The following is a 14,361-nucleotide window of genomic DNA, read 5'->3' on the forward strand; positions in this document are numbered from 1 at the left end:
TCTTCATTACGCCATAGCTTTAAATAAATTACAAAGCTTAGGATCGCAAATGGGTGTTTTTTTATATAAAACTGGGATAAATAACATATTTGTTGTAATATGCACATACTTGGATATTTAATAAATGGATATACCTACCTCTAACATAAGCAAAAGTATTCTTGAACAATTTAAAGCAGGGAATACAAAAGCATTCGACACTATCTATGGTATGCTATCAAAACGACTATGTCGCTTTGTCAGGTATTCAATCAACAACAATGAAGACGTTCAGGAAATTGTACAAGAAGTATTTATAAAGCTTTGGAACGAAAGAGAGAACTTAAACCTTAACAAGTCGTTTGAAGCATTTGTTTTTACAATCACTAAAAATAAAATACACGATTATCTTAGGAAGACTCTTCAAGAAAAAAAATACATTGAATCGATCATCCAAAACTATTCGTTTCAAGACAACGAACTAGAAGATATTGTTAACTTTCGAGAAACCGACGCTACCATTAAAAAGCTCATTGGCATGCTCCCTGAAAGAAGAAGAAAAGCATTTGTCCTTAGCCGCTTTGGAGGCAAATCATACCGTGAGATTTCGGCATTAATGGATATATCCGAAAACACCGTCGACACCCACATTCGAAAAGCATTAACCTTTTTAAAAGAGGGGTTGATTCGGTTTTCTTCCTTTATTTTCTTCTTATAACCCTCATTTATTATCAGCTTTTAAAAAAAAATAAAAAAAAATCAATTTCCGTTCACGGAAATCTATTTCTCAAACGTATTATATTATTGTATGGATGATTATCATGTTATCATAGAAAAGATAAAGAGAATTACAGGCTCCAATCGGTTAAAAAGAGAAGAGCTTGAGAAACTCGATTTCTTTCTAGATAATTTTACAGAAGACAAAGATGTTGATCTGTGGCTAAAGGAGAATTGGGAAAGATCAAAAGACCCTTCTCAAAATATCTCATCAAAGGATCGAATAAATATTAAAATTAATAAGTCAAGATTTGCAGAAGGAAGTTTTGTCAGGCAACTAACAGCAGCTATTGTAATAGCAACGTTATGCCTTAGCACCTGGCTATACTTACAATTGCCCAATAAAAACAACAATAAAATTGTTCAGGTTATAAAAAAAAATGAGTCACACATAAACTCAATTGTACTTAAAAAGGGAAAGCAATCCTTTGATCTTTCACAAAAGAGTTTGAATATACAATCCAATCATATAAAGATGATTGGAAGCAAAAATAAATTAAAACTGGAGGTTCAACATGCAGAAAAAGAAGAAAAAGAAGAAAAACAAATTTGGAATACTTTAAAAATTCCCAAAGGCAAAGATTACTACGTCATTCTTTCGGATGGCACGCAGGTATGGATGAATGCATGCTCAGAACTAAAGTTTCCCGATCATTTCAAGAAAGGGAAACGTGAAGTAAGTTTAATTGGAGAAGCATACTTCATCGTTCAATCTGACACTGCAAATCCTTTTTTCGTTACCACGCAGGCTTCGAAAATAATGGTAACTGGAACAAAGTTCAACGTATGTAGTTATCATGATGAAAATCGTAGTTACGTAACTTTACTCGAAGGAAAAGTAGGTGTTCATGTGGATGGACAGTTACACCAAATCAAACCAGGCGAACAACTAACGCAAGACGATAGAGGAAAGATTCAAATAAACCAAGTGGATCCCTTGGTTTATATTTCATGGAAAGATGGCCTGTTTGAATTTAATGACATGCCACTTAACGACATTGCGTTAAGGCTAACCAAATGGTTTGATGTAAGTTTTGAATTTGAGAACAAAAAAGTGGCGTCTCAACGATTTACGGGAATGGTAAAAAAAGAGCAACAGATAGATTATTTTTTAAAGATTCTAGAAAAAACAACGGACTTAAATTTTGTCTATACTGACTCAAAAGTAATTATCAAAGAAAAATAAACCTATTATTTACTCTACTTAAATATAGCCAATGAAAAAGCTTAATAATTTTAAGCCTATTCCTAGAAAGAATAGGTATTGGGAAAGGTACACCCTAAAACGCTTATTGACACTGATTGTTATCTCACTAGCAATTAATGTTTCAACACTAGCTGCTGCGCAAAAAAACATACGCATCGAAAAACAAAACTGGAACGTAGAAAGTCTTTTTAAAGAAGTAAAAGACCAAACTGGCTTAACCGTTATTTACAATAACAATAAGCTAAACAAAAACAACATCATCCATCTAAAACAAGGCGATATGGAGTTGGGCGAACTAATGCAGCTCATATTAAAGGATGAAGCCTTAGACTACGAACTAAAGGACGATTATATCGTCATCAAGCCACAAATAATCGCAAGCCCCATAAATGGGCAACAGGCCACCCAAAGAGTAACGGGTAAGATAACCGACAAAAATGGAGACCCATTACCTGGGGTAGCCATCATGGTAAAAGGCACGCAAATAGGAACAGCCACCAATGCAGAAGGAACATTTAGCATTCAAATACCTGAAGGCAGTTCCGTACTAGTAGCCACCTTTGTGGGTATGATTCCCAAAGAAGTGAATATAGAAGGAAAATCAGAAATAACAATAGTACTTGAGGACGACCTTACCAATCTTGAAGAAGTGGTAGTTACAGGTATGGTCACAACCGACAAGCGTCTTTTCACGGGTGCCTCACAACGCATCAAGGCAGAAGATGCCAAACTAGCTGGTATAGCAGATGTAAGTCGAGGACTTGAAGGAAGAGCAGCCGGTGTTTCCGTACAAAACGTCTCTGGGACCTTTGGTACCGCACCAAAAATCCGCGTAAGAGGAGCCACCTCAATTTACGGAAACTCAAAACCCCTGTGGGTGGTAGATGGAGTCATTATGGAAGACGTAATTGAAATGAGTTCAGACGACCTGTCTTCGGGAGATGCCATGACCTTGATTAGTTCTGCTATTGCCGGGCTCAATGCCGACGACATTGAGAGTTTTGACATACTAAAAGATGGTTCTGCAACATCCATTTATGGAGCACGCGCAATGGCTGGTGTTATTGTGATCACCACCAAGAGGGGTAAGGCAGGTGTTAGCCAAATTTCCTATACAGGAGAATATACCTATCGCATGAAACCATCTTACGCCAATTATAATATCATGAACTCCCAGGAACAAATGTCAGTTTATGAGGAAATGAGAGAAGGAGGCTGGTTAAATTACGCAGAGATTGCCAATGCTGCCGAAAGTGGCGTCTATGGAAGAATGTACAGTCAACTGAACCAACTGGATGAAAACGGAGACTTTTTATTGGCCAACACACCGGAGGCCAGAGCTGCTTATTTACGCGAAGCCGAATATCGCAATACCGACTGGTTCGATGAATTATTTAATACGAACATGGTACAGAATCACTCCGTCAGCATGTCCTCAGGTACAGATAGATCCAGCTATTACGCATCAATGAGTGCCATGGTAGATCCTGGTTGGTCGCTAGATAGCAAAGTAAACCGCTATACCGCTAACTTTAATACCAATTTTAAAATTCGCGACAACCTAAGCCTCACCACCATTAGTAACGCTTCTTACAGAAAGCAAAAAGCCCCGGGAACACTCTCACAAGATGTAGATGTGGTCACAGGAGAAGTAAAACGTGACTTTGATATTAATCCATTTTCCTATGCACTTAACTCATCCAGAACCCTGAGTCCTGATTATTACTATACACGTAACTATGCGCCATTCAACATCAAAAAAGAACTGGATGAAAATTACATTGACCTAAATGTGGTGGATGTAAAATTTCAAACAGAACTAAAATGGAAAGTAGTTCCCAAAGTAGAACTAAGTGCTCTCGGCGCACTTAAATATCAATCCACTTCGCAAGAACACCACGTTACTGAATTCTCAAACCAAGCTAGCGCATATCGTGCCATGGAAACAGTTACGGTTCGTGACAACAATCCCTTTTTATATACCGACCCAGACGATCCATACGCACTACCTATCAGCGTATTACCTCAGGGCGGCATCTACACGCGCACCGATTACTCCATGTTAGGATATGATTTAAGAACCACCGCCTCCTACAAAGATGTGTATAACGACTCTCACATACTTAACTTATATGGAGGTATGGAGGTAAACTCTGCAGATCGTAAGAAGACCAGAAACACAGGATGGGGAATGCAATATTCAATGGGTGAAACCCCCTTTTATTCCTACGAACTATTTAAGAAAGGGGTAGAAGACAACAACCTATACTACGAATTGAGCAATACACGCTATAGAAATATCGCTTTTTTTGGCAATGCCACTTATTCTTATAGAGGTAAATATACACTCAACGGCACCTTGCGCTACGAAGGTTCTAATAAATTAGGAAAATCAACAAGTGCACGCTGGTTACCTACATGGAATATATCGGGTGCTTGGAATGCACACGAAGAAGGCTTCTTCGATAACTTCGGATCAGCACTGACCCACTTCACACTGAAAGCATCCTACAGTCTAACAGCCGATCGCGGTCCTTATGATGTGACCAATTCCTTAGTAGATATCAGAAGCGCGACACCATGGAGACCCAGTGCTGGGGTAAAAGAGAGTGCTCTCGAAATAGAATCACTTGAAAACAGTGAGTTAACCTACGAAAAGAAACACGAAATAAACCTGGGTGCTGAGATTGGATTTCTTAACAATAGGTTAAACACAACTTTTGATATTTATAAAAGAGACAACTTTGATTTAATTGGCATTGTAAACACACAAGGACTAGGAGGCGAAGTCTCTAAATATGGAAATGTAGCCTCCATGGAATCCAATGGTTTCGAATTCTCCCTGTCTTCTACCAATATAAAAACCAAAGATTTTTCATGGACAACTAATTTTGTATATTCAAAAGTGAAAAACGAGATTACAGAATTAGAAACCACTTCACGTGTCATTGACATGGTAAGCGGCACAGGATTTGCCCGCGAAGGTTATGCCGTACGCTCCATATTCTCTATCCCTTTTAAAGGCCTCAACAGCGAAGGCTTACCTACTTTTTTGGATCAGAACGGAGACATCACGGTTAGTGACATTTACTTTCAGGAACGTGACAACCTTGATTTCCTCGAATATTCTGGTTCTGCTGACCCAACCGACATTGGTAGTTTAAATAATGCCTTCAATTACAAAGGCTTAAAACTAAATATATTTGTCACCTATTCCTTTGGTAACGTAGTGCGTTTAGATCCTTTTTTTAGCAGCGAATATTCCGATTTAGCCGCTTTGCCACGTGAGTTTAAAAACCGCTGGGTAAGACCAGGAGACGAAGCCTACACCAATATTCCAGTTATTGCCACCACTAGGCAAAAAGATAATATTGGAGAATCCGACTTGGCGACAGCATACAACGCCTACAATTACTCTTCAGAAAGAGTCGCCAAAGGAGACTTTATTCGTATGAAAGAGATTTCATTGGGCTATGACTTCCCTAGTCAGTTAGTTAGCAACCTGGGAGTAAGCGCCTTATCCGTTAAACTTCAGGCCACCAATTTGTTTCTGATATACTCTGACGACAAACTGAACGGACAAGACCCTGAGTTCTTTAACACTGGAGGTGTAGCGTCACCTGTACCTAAACAATTTACCTTCACTTTAAGGTTAAGCTTATAACATAAAAATATGTTACAACTAAAATTAAAATTAAACGCATGAAAAATATAAAATTCATATATCTCATTTTGTTGGCACTACTGGCAGTATCCTGTGATGACTTTTTAGACGAGACACCTGATAACAGAGCAGAAGTTGACAGCCAAACAAAAATCAGAAAATTGCTTGTTTCTGCATATCCTACAGGCAACTACGGACTAGCATGCGAGCTGTCCAGCGATAACATCATGGACATGGGAGAATCCAATCCATATTCAGATCGCCTCCTAGAACAAATGGCGAATTGGGTAGATGTTACCGAAACAGACAACGACGATCTAAAAAGCATCTGGGAAAACGCATACAGTGCTATTGCACATTCCAATCAAGCACTTGATGCCATTGCTGAATTAGGCGAAGATAATTTATTGGCCGAAAAGGGCGAAGCCCTCATCACACGAGCCTATTCTCATTTTGTATTGGTAAATGTTTTTTGCAAACATTATGATCCCGCAACAAGTAGCACCGATTTAGGGATTCCATATATGGAAAAATCAGAAACGTCTCTGAATCCCCAATACGAACGGGGGACGGTAAAAGAAGTTTATGAAAAAATAAATACGGACATTGAAGCTGCTTTGCCATTGATTAGTGACGATATGTACGAAATTGCTTCTTACTATTTCACACAAAAAGCAGCCTATGCTTTTGCAGCACGCTTTAACCTATATTACGAACAATGGCAAAAAGCAGTGGATTACGCCTCTGAGGTAATATCAACAAATCCTACATCCAGTATAAGAGACTGGTCAGAACTAGGCAGTTTACCACGCGACCCGGATGTGGTGACAAATGCATATATTAGTGACCCAGCCAACCTGCTGGCCATTCCAACCACCTCCTCACTGGGCATAATATTTGGTGCCTATTACACAGGATCTAGGTTTAATCACTCTGCAGCCGTGGCCTCGGAAACACTATGGGCCCCAACGCCATGGGATTACGACGACGAATCTGGCATAAGCACTAACAATTACCTATTCCGACCTTTTGTATATTCAGGTACCAATCTGGACAAGTCTTTACTATACAAAATTCCATATATGTTTGAATATACCGATCCCGTTGCAGGAATTGGTTATCACAAATCAGTCATGATACCCTTCACTACCGATGAAACATTATTGGTTAGAGCAGAAGCCAACACAATGCTAGGCAACAACACCGAGGCGTTAAATGACATCAATGACTGGACAAGGAATTTTTATTTAGGAATCGCTCAAGACGGAGAGGGCAACAACTCCTATTATTATGCAGAGACTACCCTAGAAAAAGTTAATGAATTGTACAATGCACTACCTTATGCATCAGAAAATACTTTCAGCTCTAAGAAAAAACTAAATCCGGCCTTTACCGTTCAAGCCGGAACACAGGAGAATCTTTTACATTACGTACTACAATGTCGACGCGTATTGACTATACATGAAGGATTGCGTTGGTTCGACATCAAAAGGTATGGAATCGAAGTGGTTCGCTATCAACTGCAACCTAATGGTTCCTTAAAAACGCTCGATGTACTTGGTACAGACGATGAACGCAGGGCACTACAGCTACCTAAAGATGTTATTTCAGCTGGAATAGAAGCCAATCCGCGTTAATGGATGAATACTTCATTCTCATTTCCACCCACAAGGAAAACTGATGGAGTTTCATCGAATACTGTTGAACGTTAAAATTATAATGAAATGAATAAATACAAAATTTTACTTTGGCTAATGACGGTTGCGATCATATGCACAATGGAAGCTTGTTCTGAAGATGAAGAACCAGATATGAGCACTAGTGTTATTACCGTAGAAAAAGGCGAATCCAATGCCTTTGATAATTATTTAGACCTGATATATCGAGAAACATACAACATCAATTTTATGTATAGGTTCGAAGATATTGAATCAGACATGGATTATCAATTAGTACCAGCTCTTTATGAGAACTCAGTAAAAATGGCCAATCTGGTTAAATACCTCTGCTTAGATGCCTATGAAGAAGTTGCTCCAGATGGTTTTCTGGAGAAATATTTTCCTAAAATGATCATGTTAGTTGGTTCTCCAGCCTATAACAACAATGGAACCATTGTACTGGGAACTGCTGAGGGAGGCCTAAAAATAACGCTCTATAACATCAACAACCTGGACGTAACCAATGTTGATGTCTTGTATGAGTATTATTTCCGCACCATCTTTCACGAATTTTCGCATATCTTACATCAAACCAAAGATTACTCAACTGATTTTGATAAGATATCATCGACTGATTATGTTGGAGGCGCATGGAATGACGCATGGGATAACTCATCTTCTCTTGAGGCAGGTTTTATCAGTGATTACTCCAGCAAAGAAGAAAATGAAGACTTTGTTGAACTAATTGCCCACTATATTACCACCTCTCCTGACGACTGGAATGCCATACTTGAGCAAGCAGGTGAAGACGGCAGCGATATCCTCAATCAAAAAATGGCTATCATCAAGTCCTATCTCTTACAATCATGGGAAATTGACATCGACAAATTGAGAGATGCTATCCTTGATCGAGCCGAAAAATTAGCAGAACAAGATTTAGATAATATTACAATAGAATAATAGCTATGAAGAAATATATTTATACAATACTTGTTTCTTGCCTATTAAGCATTACCTTATTTTCATGTGATGATGATGCGGAAATGCTTTTTGAAGAAACAGCATCACAGCGAAAAACAGCTGCGATTGGAGAATTTGAAGAAACATTTAAAAACGCTGAATACGGCTGGGCTTTTAAATACATTCCCAACGAGGATTTATCATATGGAGGGTATACCTACGTGCTGGATTTTAATGATAAAGACAGCGTTTCAGTCTATTTTGAACTAGCCTCTGATGTTTCTACACCCGTTAGTTCCCTCTACGATATTATATCAAACGGAGGACCCGTATTAACATTTAATACCTATAACCCGTTTATGCATTACTATGCAACTCCATCCTCTTCAGAATACAATGCCAAAGGAGGTGATTATGAGTTTTTATTAATGTCAGAAAGCAACGATACGATTACCCTTCAGGGAACCAAAACGGGCAACCTCATGCGCATGGTTAAATTAACCCAACCAGCGCATTCATACCTCAGTACTATACAAGAAAATGCTAATTTCATTGGCAGAGGATCCTATGTCGGTTCCATTGGAGACACAGAAGTAGGCATATCCGAATCCAACCGGAATTTTACTTTTTCGTATACCGAGGGCGATGAAGAAATAGTACTTACAGTACCTTATTTAATAACAACAGAAGGACTGTCATTTCTTGCACAAACTGAAATACTAGGGCAGATATACCAGGATTTCACCTTAGATAAGGAAAACAACAAATTACTGGCTGTAGACGGAGAGATGGAAATCCAAATTGTAGTTCCGCCCATCGACCTCAATCAAAACACTTGGACTTTAGATGTGAGTGTTGAAGCAAATGCCTCCGAAGCCACGTGGAACGCATGGGTAAGCGCCTACACAGCCAACCTTAACACCTATGGAGAAACACTCTCTCAGCAAATGACCATGGGACGTGTACTTGCCACTTCCAACTACTTTGGTATTATGTTTACATCAACCCCTTATATTACAATTTACTCCTTAGACTTCAATGGCGTTCCAGGTCAATCTAATCAACTGGATATCCAAAAGGTTGGTGCTAGTTTCAATTGGAGCTGGTATACGCATCTATCGCCTATGTTGGATTTAATCACAGACAATTCGCCATACGAAGTAGAACAGGACGATGAAGATAATCCAACAGAAGTAAAGCTTACAAGTGCTAGCAATCCTGACGTATGGTTTATTTTAAAAAAGTAAAATAAATAATTTCCCGTATCATATATAAATTAATAATGTGTATAGGCTGTTCTTTAGGGGACAGCCTTTTTTGATGATATCAAGAAGACATTTTAGTCTTTTGATAATATTTGCAGTATTCCTGTAACCCACATCGGGCACATTTGGGCGATCGTGCCATACAAACATAGCGCCCATGTAGTATCAGCCAATGGTGAGCAATGGGCAATAATTCTTCCGGAAAAAACTTTACCAATTGTTTTTCTGTCTCCAACGGAGTTTTAGCGTTGGTTGTTAAACCGATACGTTGCGACACTCTAAAAACATGGGTATCCACAGCCATAGCCGGCTTTTCATACACTACACTGGCAATCACATTGGCCGTTTTCCTACCCACCCCCGGCAGCTTCTGCAGTTCTTTGATATCATCGGGCACCTGATTATCAAAATCACGTATCAGCATTTGGGCCATGCCTACCAAATGTTTGCTTTTATTATTCGGATAAGTACAAGAGCGGATGTAGTCAAACACTTCAGCCGGCTCAGCCTCTGCCAGCTCTTTAGCTGATGGATATCGCTGAAACAAATCAGGGGTAATCATATTCACCCTTTTATCTGTACATTGTGCAGAGAGGATTACAGCCACCAACAATTCGTACGGATTCGAATAATCCAACTCAGTCTCAGCAATCGGCATATTGGTCTGAAACCACTCAATTACCTTTTCAAATCGTTCCTTTTTAGTCATAATTTCGCTTGGGTAAATCCTTTCACTTAAAACACGCCTATCTTAACACCATTCGCTTGCCAACATCACTATTGTAAAAACACTAAGCACCCAACAAACCTTTCTCATTTAATATTTTTTCCGACTCTTCCATCTCCTCGTAGAATGCCTCACCATATTTTCTAATAAGCGGTTCTTTCAAAAAACGATAGACAGAAACCCCTTCTCTTTCTCCAAGAGTACGAGCATCATTACAAATAGGCCAAACATCATAATTTAACGCTTCTCCCTGACTTAATTTTTTGGTTCGTATAGGATATAAATGACATGAAATAGGTTTTCTAAAATCTACCAAGCCCTGTTTCCAAGCCATCTCAATAGCACAGTGCACCCCTCCCTTTTGATCAAAATAAGTATAGACACACTCCTTACCATGAACAATTGGAGTAACCAATTCATCTTCAAAATCTACTACCGAAGTACCTTCCTCTTCAATAACTTGAATGGCCTCTGGCGACAAAAGATGCTTGATGTCGGGATAAATTTTTTCGATGATCTTTGCTTCATCCTCTTCCAACGGTGCGCCTGAATCACCTTCCACACAGCAAATACCGTGACACTTAGCAATATTGCAAATAAACTTTTGGGTGAACAGCTCCAAGCTAATTATTTTATCATCAATTTGAATCATTTGATTAAGTACTAGTTGCGAGAAATTATAAAAAAAAATTACAAATAGAAAAAAGCAGTAATTCAGAGAATTACTGCTTTACATCCTATGTTAAAAATATTACTTCAAATCTATTAAACACTCTCCGGTCATATCGGCAGGTTGCGCAACTCCCATCAGCTTAAGCAAAGAAGGAGCCACGTCGGCCAAAACACCATTTTTAACTGTTCCAGCTCTTTCACTAACCCAAACAAAGGGAACTGGATTTAAAGAGTGAGCGGTATTAGGTGAACCATCCGCATTAACAGCATTATCTGCATTACCATGATCAGCAATAATAATAGCTTCATAATCATTGGCTTTAGCGGCCTCAATCACACCTTCCAAACACTCATCTACAGCTTTAACCGCTTTTTCAATAGCAGGATAAACCCCCGTATGCCCCACCATATCTCCATTGGCAAAATTCAAGGTAATATAGTCGTATTTTTTGGCATTTAGTTCTGCCACAACTTTATCTTTCACCTCAAAAGCACTCATTTCAGGTTGCAAATCATAGGTAGCCACTTTAGGAGAATTCACTAAGATACGATCTTCCCCCTCAAAGACAGCCTCACGACCACCAGAGAAAAAGAATGTTACGTGCGCATATTTTTCTGTTTCTGCAATCCTTAACTGCTTAAGTCCGGCATTAGCCACTACCTCACCAATGGTATTTTCCACATTTGCTTTATTAAAAAGAATATGCATTCCTTCAAAAGTAGCATCATAAGGGGTCATGGTACAGTAATAAAGAGGAATAGTCTTCATTCCCTCTTCCGGCATGTCTTTTTGTGTTAACACAGTCGTTAATTCCTTGGCGCGATCATTACGGAAGTTAAAGAACACAATCACATCACCTTCCTCAATTTTACCCACTGGATTTCCGTCAGCATCCACCTGAACAATTGGCTTAATAAACTCATCGGTTACATCAGCATCATAAGAAGCCTGGATAGCGGCTAACACATCTGTTGTTGTTGTTTCGCCTTTACCGGCCACCATGGCATCATAAGCCACTTTAATACGCTCCCAACGTTTATCCCTATCCATGGCATAGTAGCGACCTGTAACACTGGCTACCTGACCAACTGTTTGATCCATATGCGCCAATAGGTCACTCATAAATCCTTTACCACTCTTTGGATCCGTATCACGGCCATCCATAAATGCATGCACAAAGACATCACTCAAACCATATTCTTGCGCAACACTAATCAATTTATGAATATGTGCCTGACTACTATGCACACCTCCTTGCGATACTAATCCAAGTAAATGCACCTTTTTACCATTTTCCTTGGCATAATTATATGCTTTCTCTAACTCCGGATTCTTAGCAATAGACCCATCCGCACACGCACGATTAATCTTCACTAAATCCTGATACACTACTCTTCCAGCACCTATATTAAGATGACCTACTTCTGAGTTACCCATTTGTCCGTCTGGCAATCCAACATATTCTCCGGAAGCTTTAAGCTGCGAATTGGGATATTTTTCAATTAAACTGTCCCAGTATGGTGTTTCTACAGATGAAATTACATCGGATTTTGATTTGTCTCCAAACCCCCATCCATCCAGAATAACAAGAATCGTTTTCTTATCCATGGTTATATATTTTAAATTTGTTATCTACTACACTATTTTGATAAATTCTAAATTAGAGGGGCAAAATTATCTAATTAATAACTAAAAACAAAGTTTACCTCCTTTTACTTGGCTTAAACTTAAGCAAACAACAAAGCTTAAAAACTGGAAAATGATCAGTTAATTATTTATATTGTAGAAGGAGGGCAACATTCACGCACATTAGAGGGTAAAATAGTATAGAAAACATAACCGAAATATTTAATATGGACAAAAGTAACAATCACCTATTATCAGAAATAGTGCGTTTAAAAGAAACCATTTGTGCCATGGAAGAAAAACACAGGGTTCTCACCGAAACTGTGTTAGAAGGGGTGTTTGTTACAGAAAAAAACATTTGCATTGAAGCCAACCAGGTGGGGTGCGATATGATGGGCTATACCGAAGAAGAACTATTGGGCATGTCAACATTAGATGTAGTAGTCGATGAACATCGTGAACTAGCGCAGGAAAGAATCGAAAACCCCCGAAACCCTCCCTTTGAAATAGACATAGTCAAAAAAGATGGTTCGCAATTTCATGCTCAAGTAAGCTCCAGAAATCATACTTTTAAAGGTCGAGATGTAAGAATTATTGTGGTAAAAGATATATCTGACTACAAGAAATCTATCAAAGAATTGCTAGAAAGCGGGAACAAATACCAAGCTGTGGTAGAGAATGCCGGCGACGGAATCATCATAGGAGACAAAAACGGTAATATCATTGAAATAAACAACAGCTTCGAAAGGATTACCGGCTTTTCAGAGGAAGAACTCCTAAACAGACAGATATCATATATTTTCGCTCCGGAATCACTCCAGGAAAAGCCCCTGCAATATGACATGGTGAACATTGGTAAATCGGTGATTTTAGAAAGGGATATAATAGGCAAGAACAACGAACGCATTCCTATTGAAATGAATTCCACCAAACCATCGAAAAACTATTACCTCACAATCATCAGAGATTTAAGAGAACGAAAAAAAGCGCAAAAAGATCTAGAAAGAAAAAACACAGAACTAAAGCTGGCAAAAGAGAAAGCAGAAGAGAGTGACAGACTAAAATCATCGTTCCTAGCCAATATGAGTCATGAGATTCGAACACCCATGAATGGAATAATTGGTTTTTCGGAGTTATTAAAAAGCACCACCTTAAGCCCTAAGCATAGAGAAGATTATTTGAACATCATTTTATCGAGTGGCCTACAATTAATGAATATCATCAACGACGTTCTGGAAATATCTAAAATAGAGACAGGCCAGATAGTGGTGGAATCAGTACCTTTTGACATTGCTTCAATGCTTAAAGAAATTGTCTCTTTTTTCGAACCTGTAGCCGAAAGAGGCAACAACACACTAACAATCAACACCGCCAAATGCAATATGGCAGTACTAAGCGGCGACCCGGCAAAGATCCATCAGATACTCACTAACCTGATTAACAACAGTTTAAAATTCACTCAATCAGGAACCGTAGAAGTGGGAATCATTACCGATTCTTCAGAGATTATTTTTTACGTCAAAGACAATGGAGTTGGCATACCTAAACAATATATGAACACAATCTTTGACAGGTTTACTCAGGCACAGCACGATGGCATAAACAAGCAAAAAGGAACAGGACTGGGATTATCCATTTGTAAAAAACTAACTCATTTGATGAATGGAACTATCTGGGCTGAATCGGAAGTGGATAAGGGTTCCTGCTTTTATGTTGCCATACCCTCTATGGGAATATAACAGTAAGCGTAATTGCTTGTATATAGTGGCTGCAAGAAAACGACTGTTTTTTCTGTCTTTGATAAGAAAGCTTCAAAGACAAGGCT

Annotated in this window: 10 protein-coding genes; 7 read left to right on the forward strand and 3 right to left on the reverse strand. The window is 38.8% G+C overall.

What is annotated here, in order from left to right; genetic code table 11:
- Positions 1–124: 124 nt before the first annotated feature.
- The 6 genes from CYTFE_RS0113765 to CYTFE_RS0113790 all read left to right on the forward strand — a co-directional run bounded on the left by CYTFE_RS0113765 (position 125) and on the right by CYTFE_RS0113790 (position 9,492).
- On the forward strand, positions 125–697 hold the full coding sequence (locus CYTFE_RS0113765) for an RNA polymerase sigma factor (RefSeq protein WP_027472255.1): 573 nt from the start codon (positions 125–127) through the stop codon (positions 695–697).
- 90 nt (positions 698–787) lie between these two features.
- Complete coding sequence (locus CYTFE_RS28800; RefSeq protein WP_027472256.1) at positions 788–1,942, forward strand: FecR family protein; 1,155 nt, start codon at positions 788–790, stop codon at positions 1,940–1,942.
- Positions 1,943–1,973: 31 nt separating this feature from the next.
- Positions 1,974–5,627 carry a SusC/RagA family TonB-linked outer membrane protein gene (locus CYTFE_RS0113775; RefSeq protein WP_081735995.1) on the forward strand — a complete coding sequence of 1,218 codons (3,654 nt, stop codon included), beginning with the start codon at positions 1,974–1,976 and terminating at the stop codon, positions 5,625–5,627.
- A 38-nt stretch (positions 5,628–5,665) separates the two neighbouring features.
- Positions 5,666–7,264 carry a RagB/SusD family nutrient uptake outer membrane protein gene (locus CYTFE_RS0113780; protein ID WP_027472258.1) on the forward strand — a complete coding sequence of 533 codons (1,599 nt, stop codon included), beginning with the start codon at positions 5,666–5,668 and terminating at the stop codon, positions 7,262–7,264.
- Positions 7,265–7,351: 87 nt separating this feature from the next.
- Positions 7,352–8,245 (forward strand): zinc-binding metallopeptidase, encoded by an 894-nt coding sequence (locus tag CYTFE_RS0113785; protein ID WP_027472259.1) that lies wholly within the window; start codon positions 7,352–7,354, stop codon positions 8,243–8,245.
- Between the two features lie 5 nt (positions 8,246–8,250).
- Complete coding sequence (locus CYTFE_RS0113790) at positions 8,251–9,492, forward strand: DUF4302 domain-containing protein (RefSeq protein ID WP_027472260.1); 1,242 nt, start codon at positions 8,251–8,253, stop codon at positions 9,490–9,492.
- 79 nt (positions 9,493–9,571) lie between these two features.
- Here the strand turns inward: CYTFE_RS0113790 and nth are convergent, their stop codons facing one another.
- From nth to gpmI, 3 genes are all read right to left on the reverse strand, one after another.
- A complete protein-coding gene (gene nth / locus CYTFE_RS0113795; protein WP_027472261.1) occupies positions 9,572–10,219 on the reverse strand; it encodes an endonuclease III in 648 nt (215 codons plus the stop codon).
- Between the two features lie 82 nt (positions 10,220–10,301).
- Positions 10,302–10,889: a DUF3109 family protein gene (locus CYTFE_RS0113800; protein ID WP_027472262.1), complete on the reverse strand. Its 588-nt coding sequence runs from the start codon at positions 10,887–10,889 to the stop codon at positions 10,302–10,304.
- 99 nt (positions 10,890–10,988) lie between these two features.
- A complete protein-coding gene (gpmI, locus tag CYTFE_RS0113805; protein ID WP_027472263.1) occupies positions 10,989–12,518 on the reverse strand; it encodes a 2,3-bisphosphoglycerate-independent phosphoglycerate mutase in 1,530 nt (509 codons plus the stop codon).
- Between the two features lie 245 nt (positions 12,519–12,763).
- Here gpmI and CYTFE_RS28805 point away from each other — a divergent pair, with 245 nt between their 5' ends.
- A complete protein-coding gene (locus CYTFE_RS28805; protein ID WP_052343200.1) occupies positions 12,764–14,275 on the forward strand; it encodes a PAS domain-containing hybrid sensor histidine kinase/response regulator in 1,512 nt (503 codons plus the stop codon).
- Positions 14,276–14,361: the final 86 nt, after the last annotated feature.

It is taken from the genome of Saccharicrinis fermentans DSM 9555 = JCM 21142 (assembly GCF_000517085.1).
Classification (GTDB): domain Bacteria; phylum Bacteroidota; class Bacteroidia; order Bacteroidales; family Marinilabiliaceae; genus Saccharicrinis; species Saccharicrinis fermentans.

Excerpts from the sequence above, each read along its gene's own strand:
- CYTFE_RS0113765 (WP_027472255.1), top strand. The coding sequence starts at position 125 with ATGGATATACCTACCTCTAACATAAGCAAAAGTATTCTTGAACAATTT.
- CYTFE_RS28800 (WP_027472256.1), top strand. The coding sequence starts at position 788 with ATGGATGATTATCATGTTATCATAGAAAAGATAAAGAGAATTACAGGC.
- CYTFE_RS0113775 (WP_081735995.1), top strand. The coding sequence starts at position 1,974 with ATGAAAAAGCTTAATAATTTTAAGCCTATTCCTAGAAAGAATAGGTAT.
- CYTFE_RS0113780 (WP_027472258.1), top strand. The coding sequence starts at position 5,666 with ATGAAAAATATAAAATTCATATATCTCATTTTGTTGGCACTACTGGCA.
- CYTFE_RS0113785 (WP_027472259.1), top strand. The coding sequence starts at position 7,352 with ATGAATAAATACAAAATTTTACTTTGGCTAATGACGGTTGCGATCATA.
- CYTFE_RS0113790 (WP_027472260.1), top strand. The coding sequence starts at position 8,251 with ATGAAGAAATATATTTATACAATACTTGTTTCTTGCCTATTAAGCATT.
- nth (WP_027472261.1), bottom strand. The coding sequence starts at position 10,219 with ATGACTAAAAAGGAACGATTTGAAAAGGTAATTGAGTGGTTTCAGACC.
- CYTFE_RS0113800 (WP_027472262.1), bottom strand. The coding sequence starts at position 10,889 with ATGATTCAAATTGATGATAAAATAATTAGCTTGGAGCTGTTCACCCAA.
- gpmI (WP_027472263.1), bottom strand. The coding sequence starts at position 12,518 with ATGGATAAGAAAACGATTCTTGTTATTCTGGATGGATGGGGGTTTGGA.
- CYTFE_RS28805 (WP_052343200.1), top strand. The coding sequence starts at position 12,764 with ATGGACAAAAGTAACAATCACCTATTATCAGAAATAGTGCGTTTAAAA.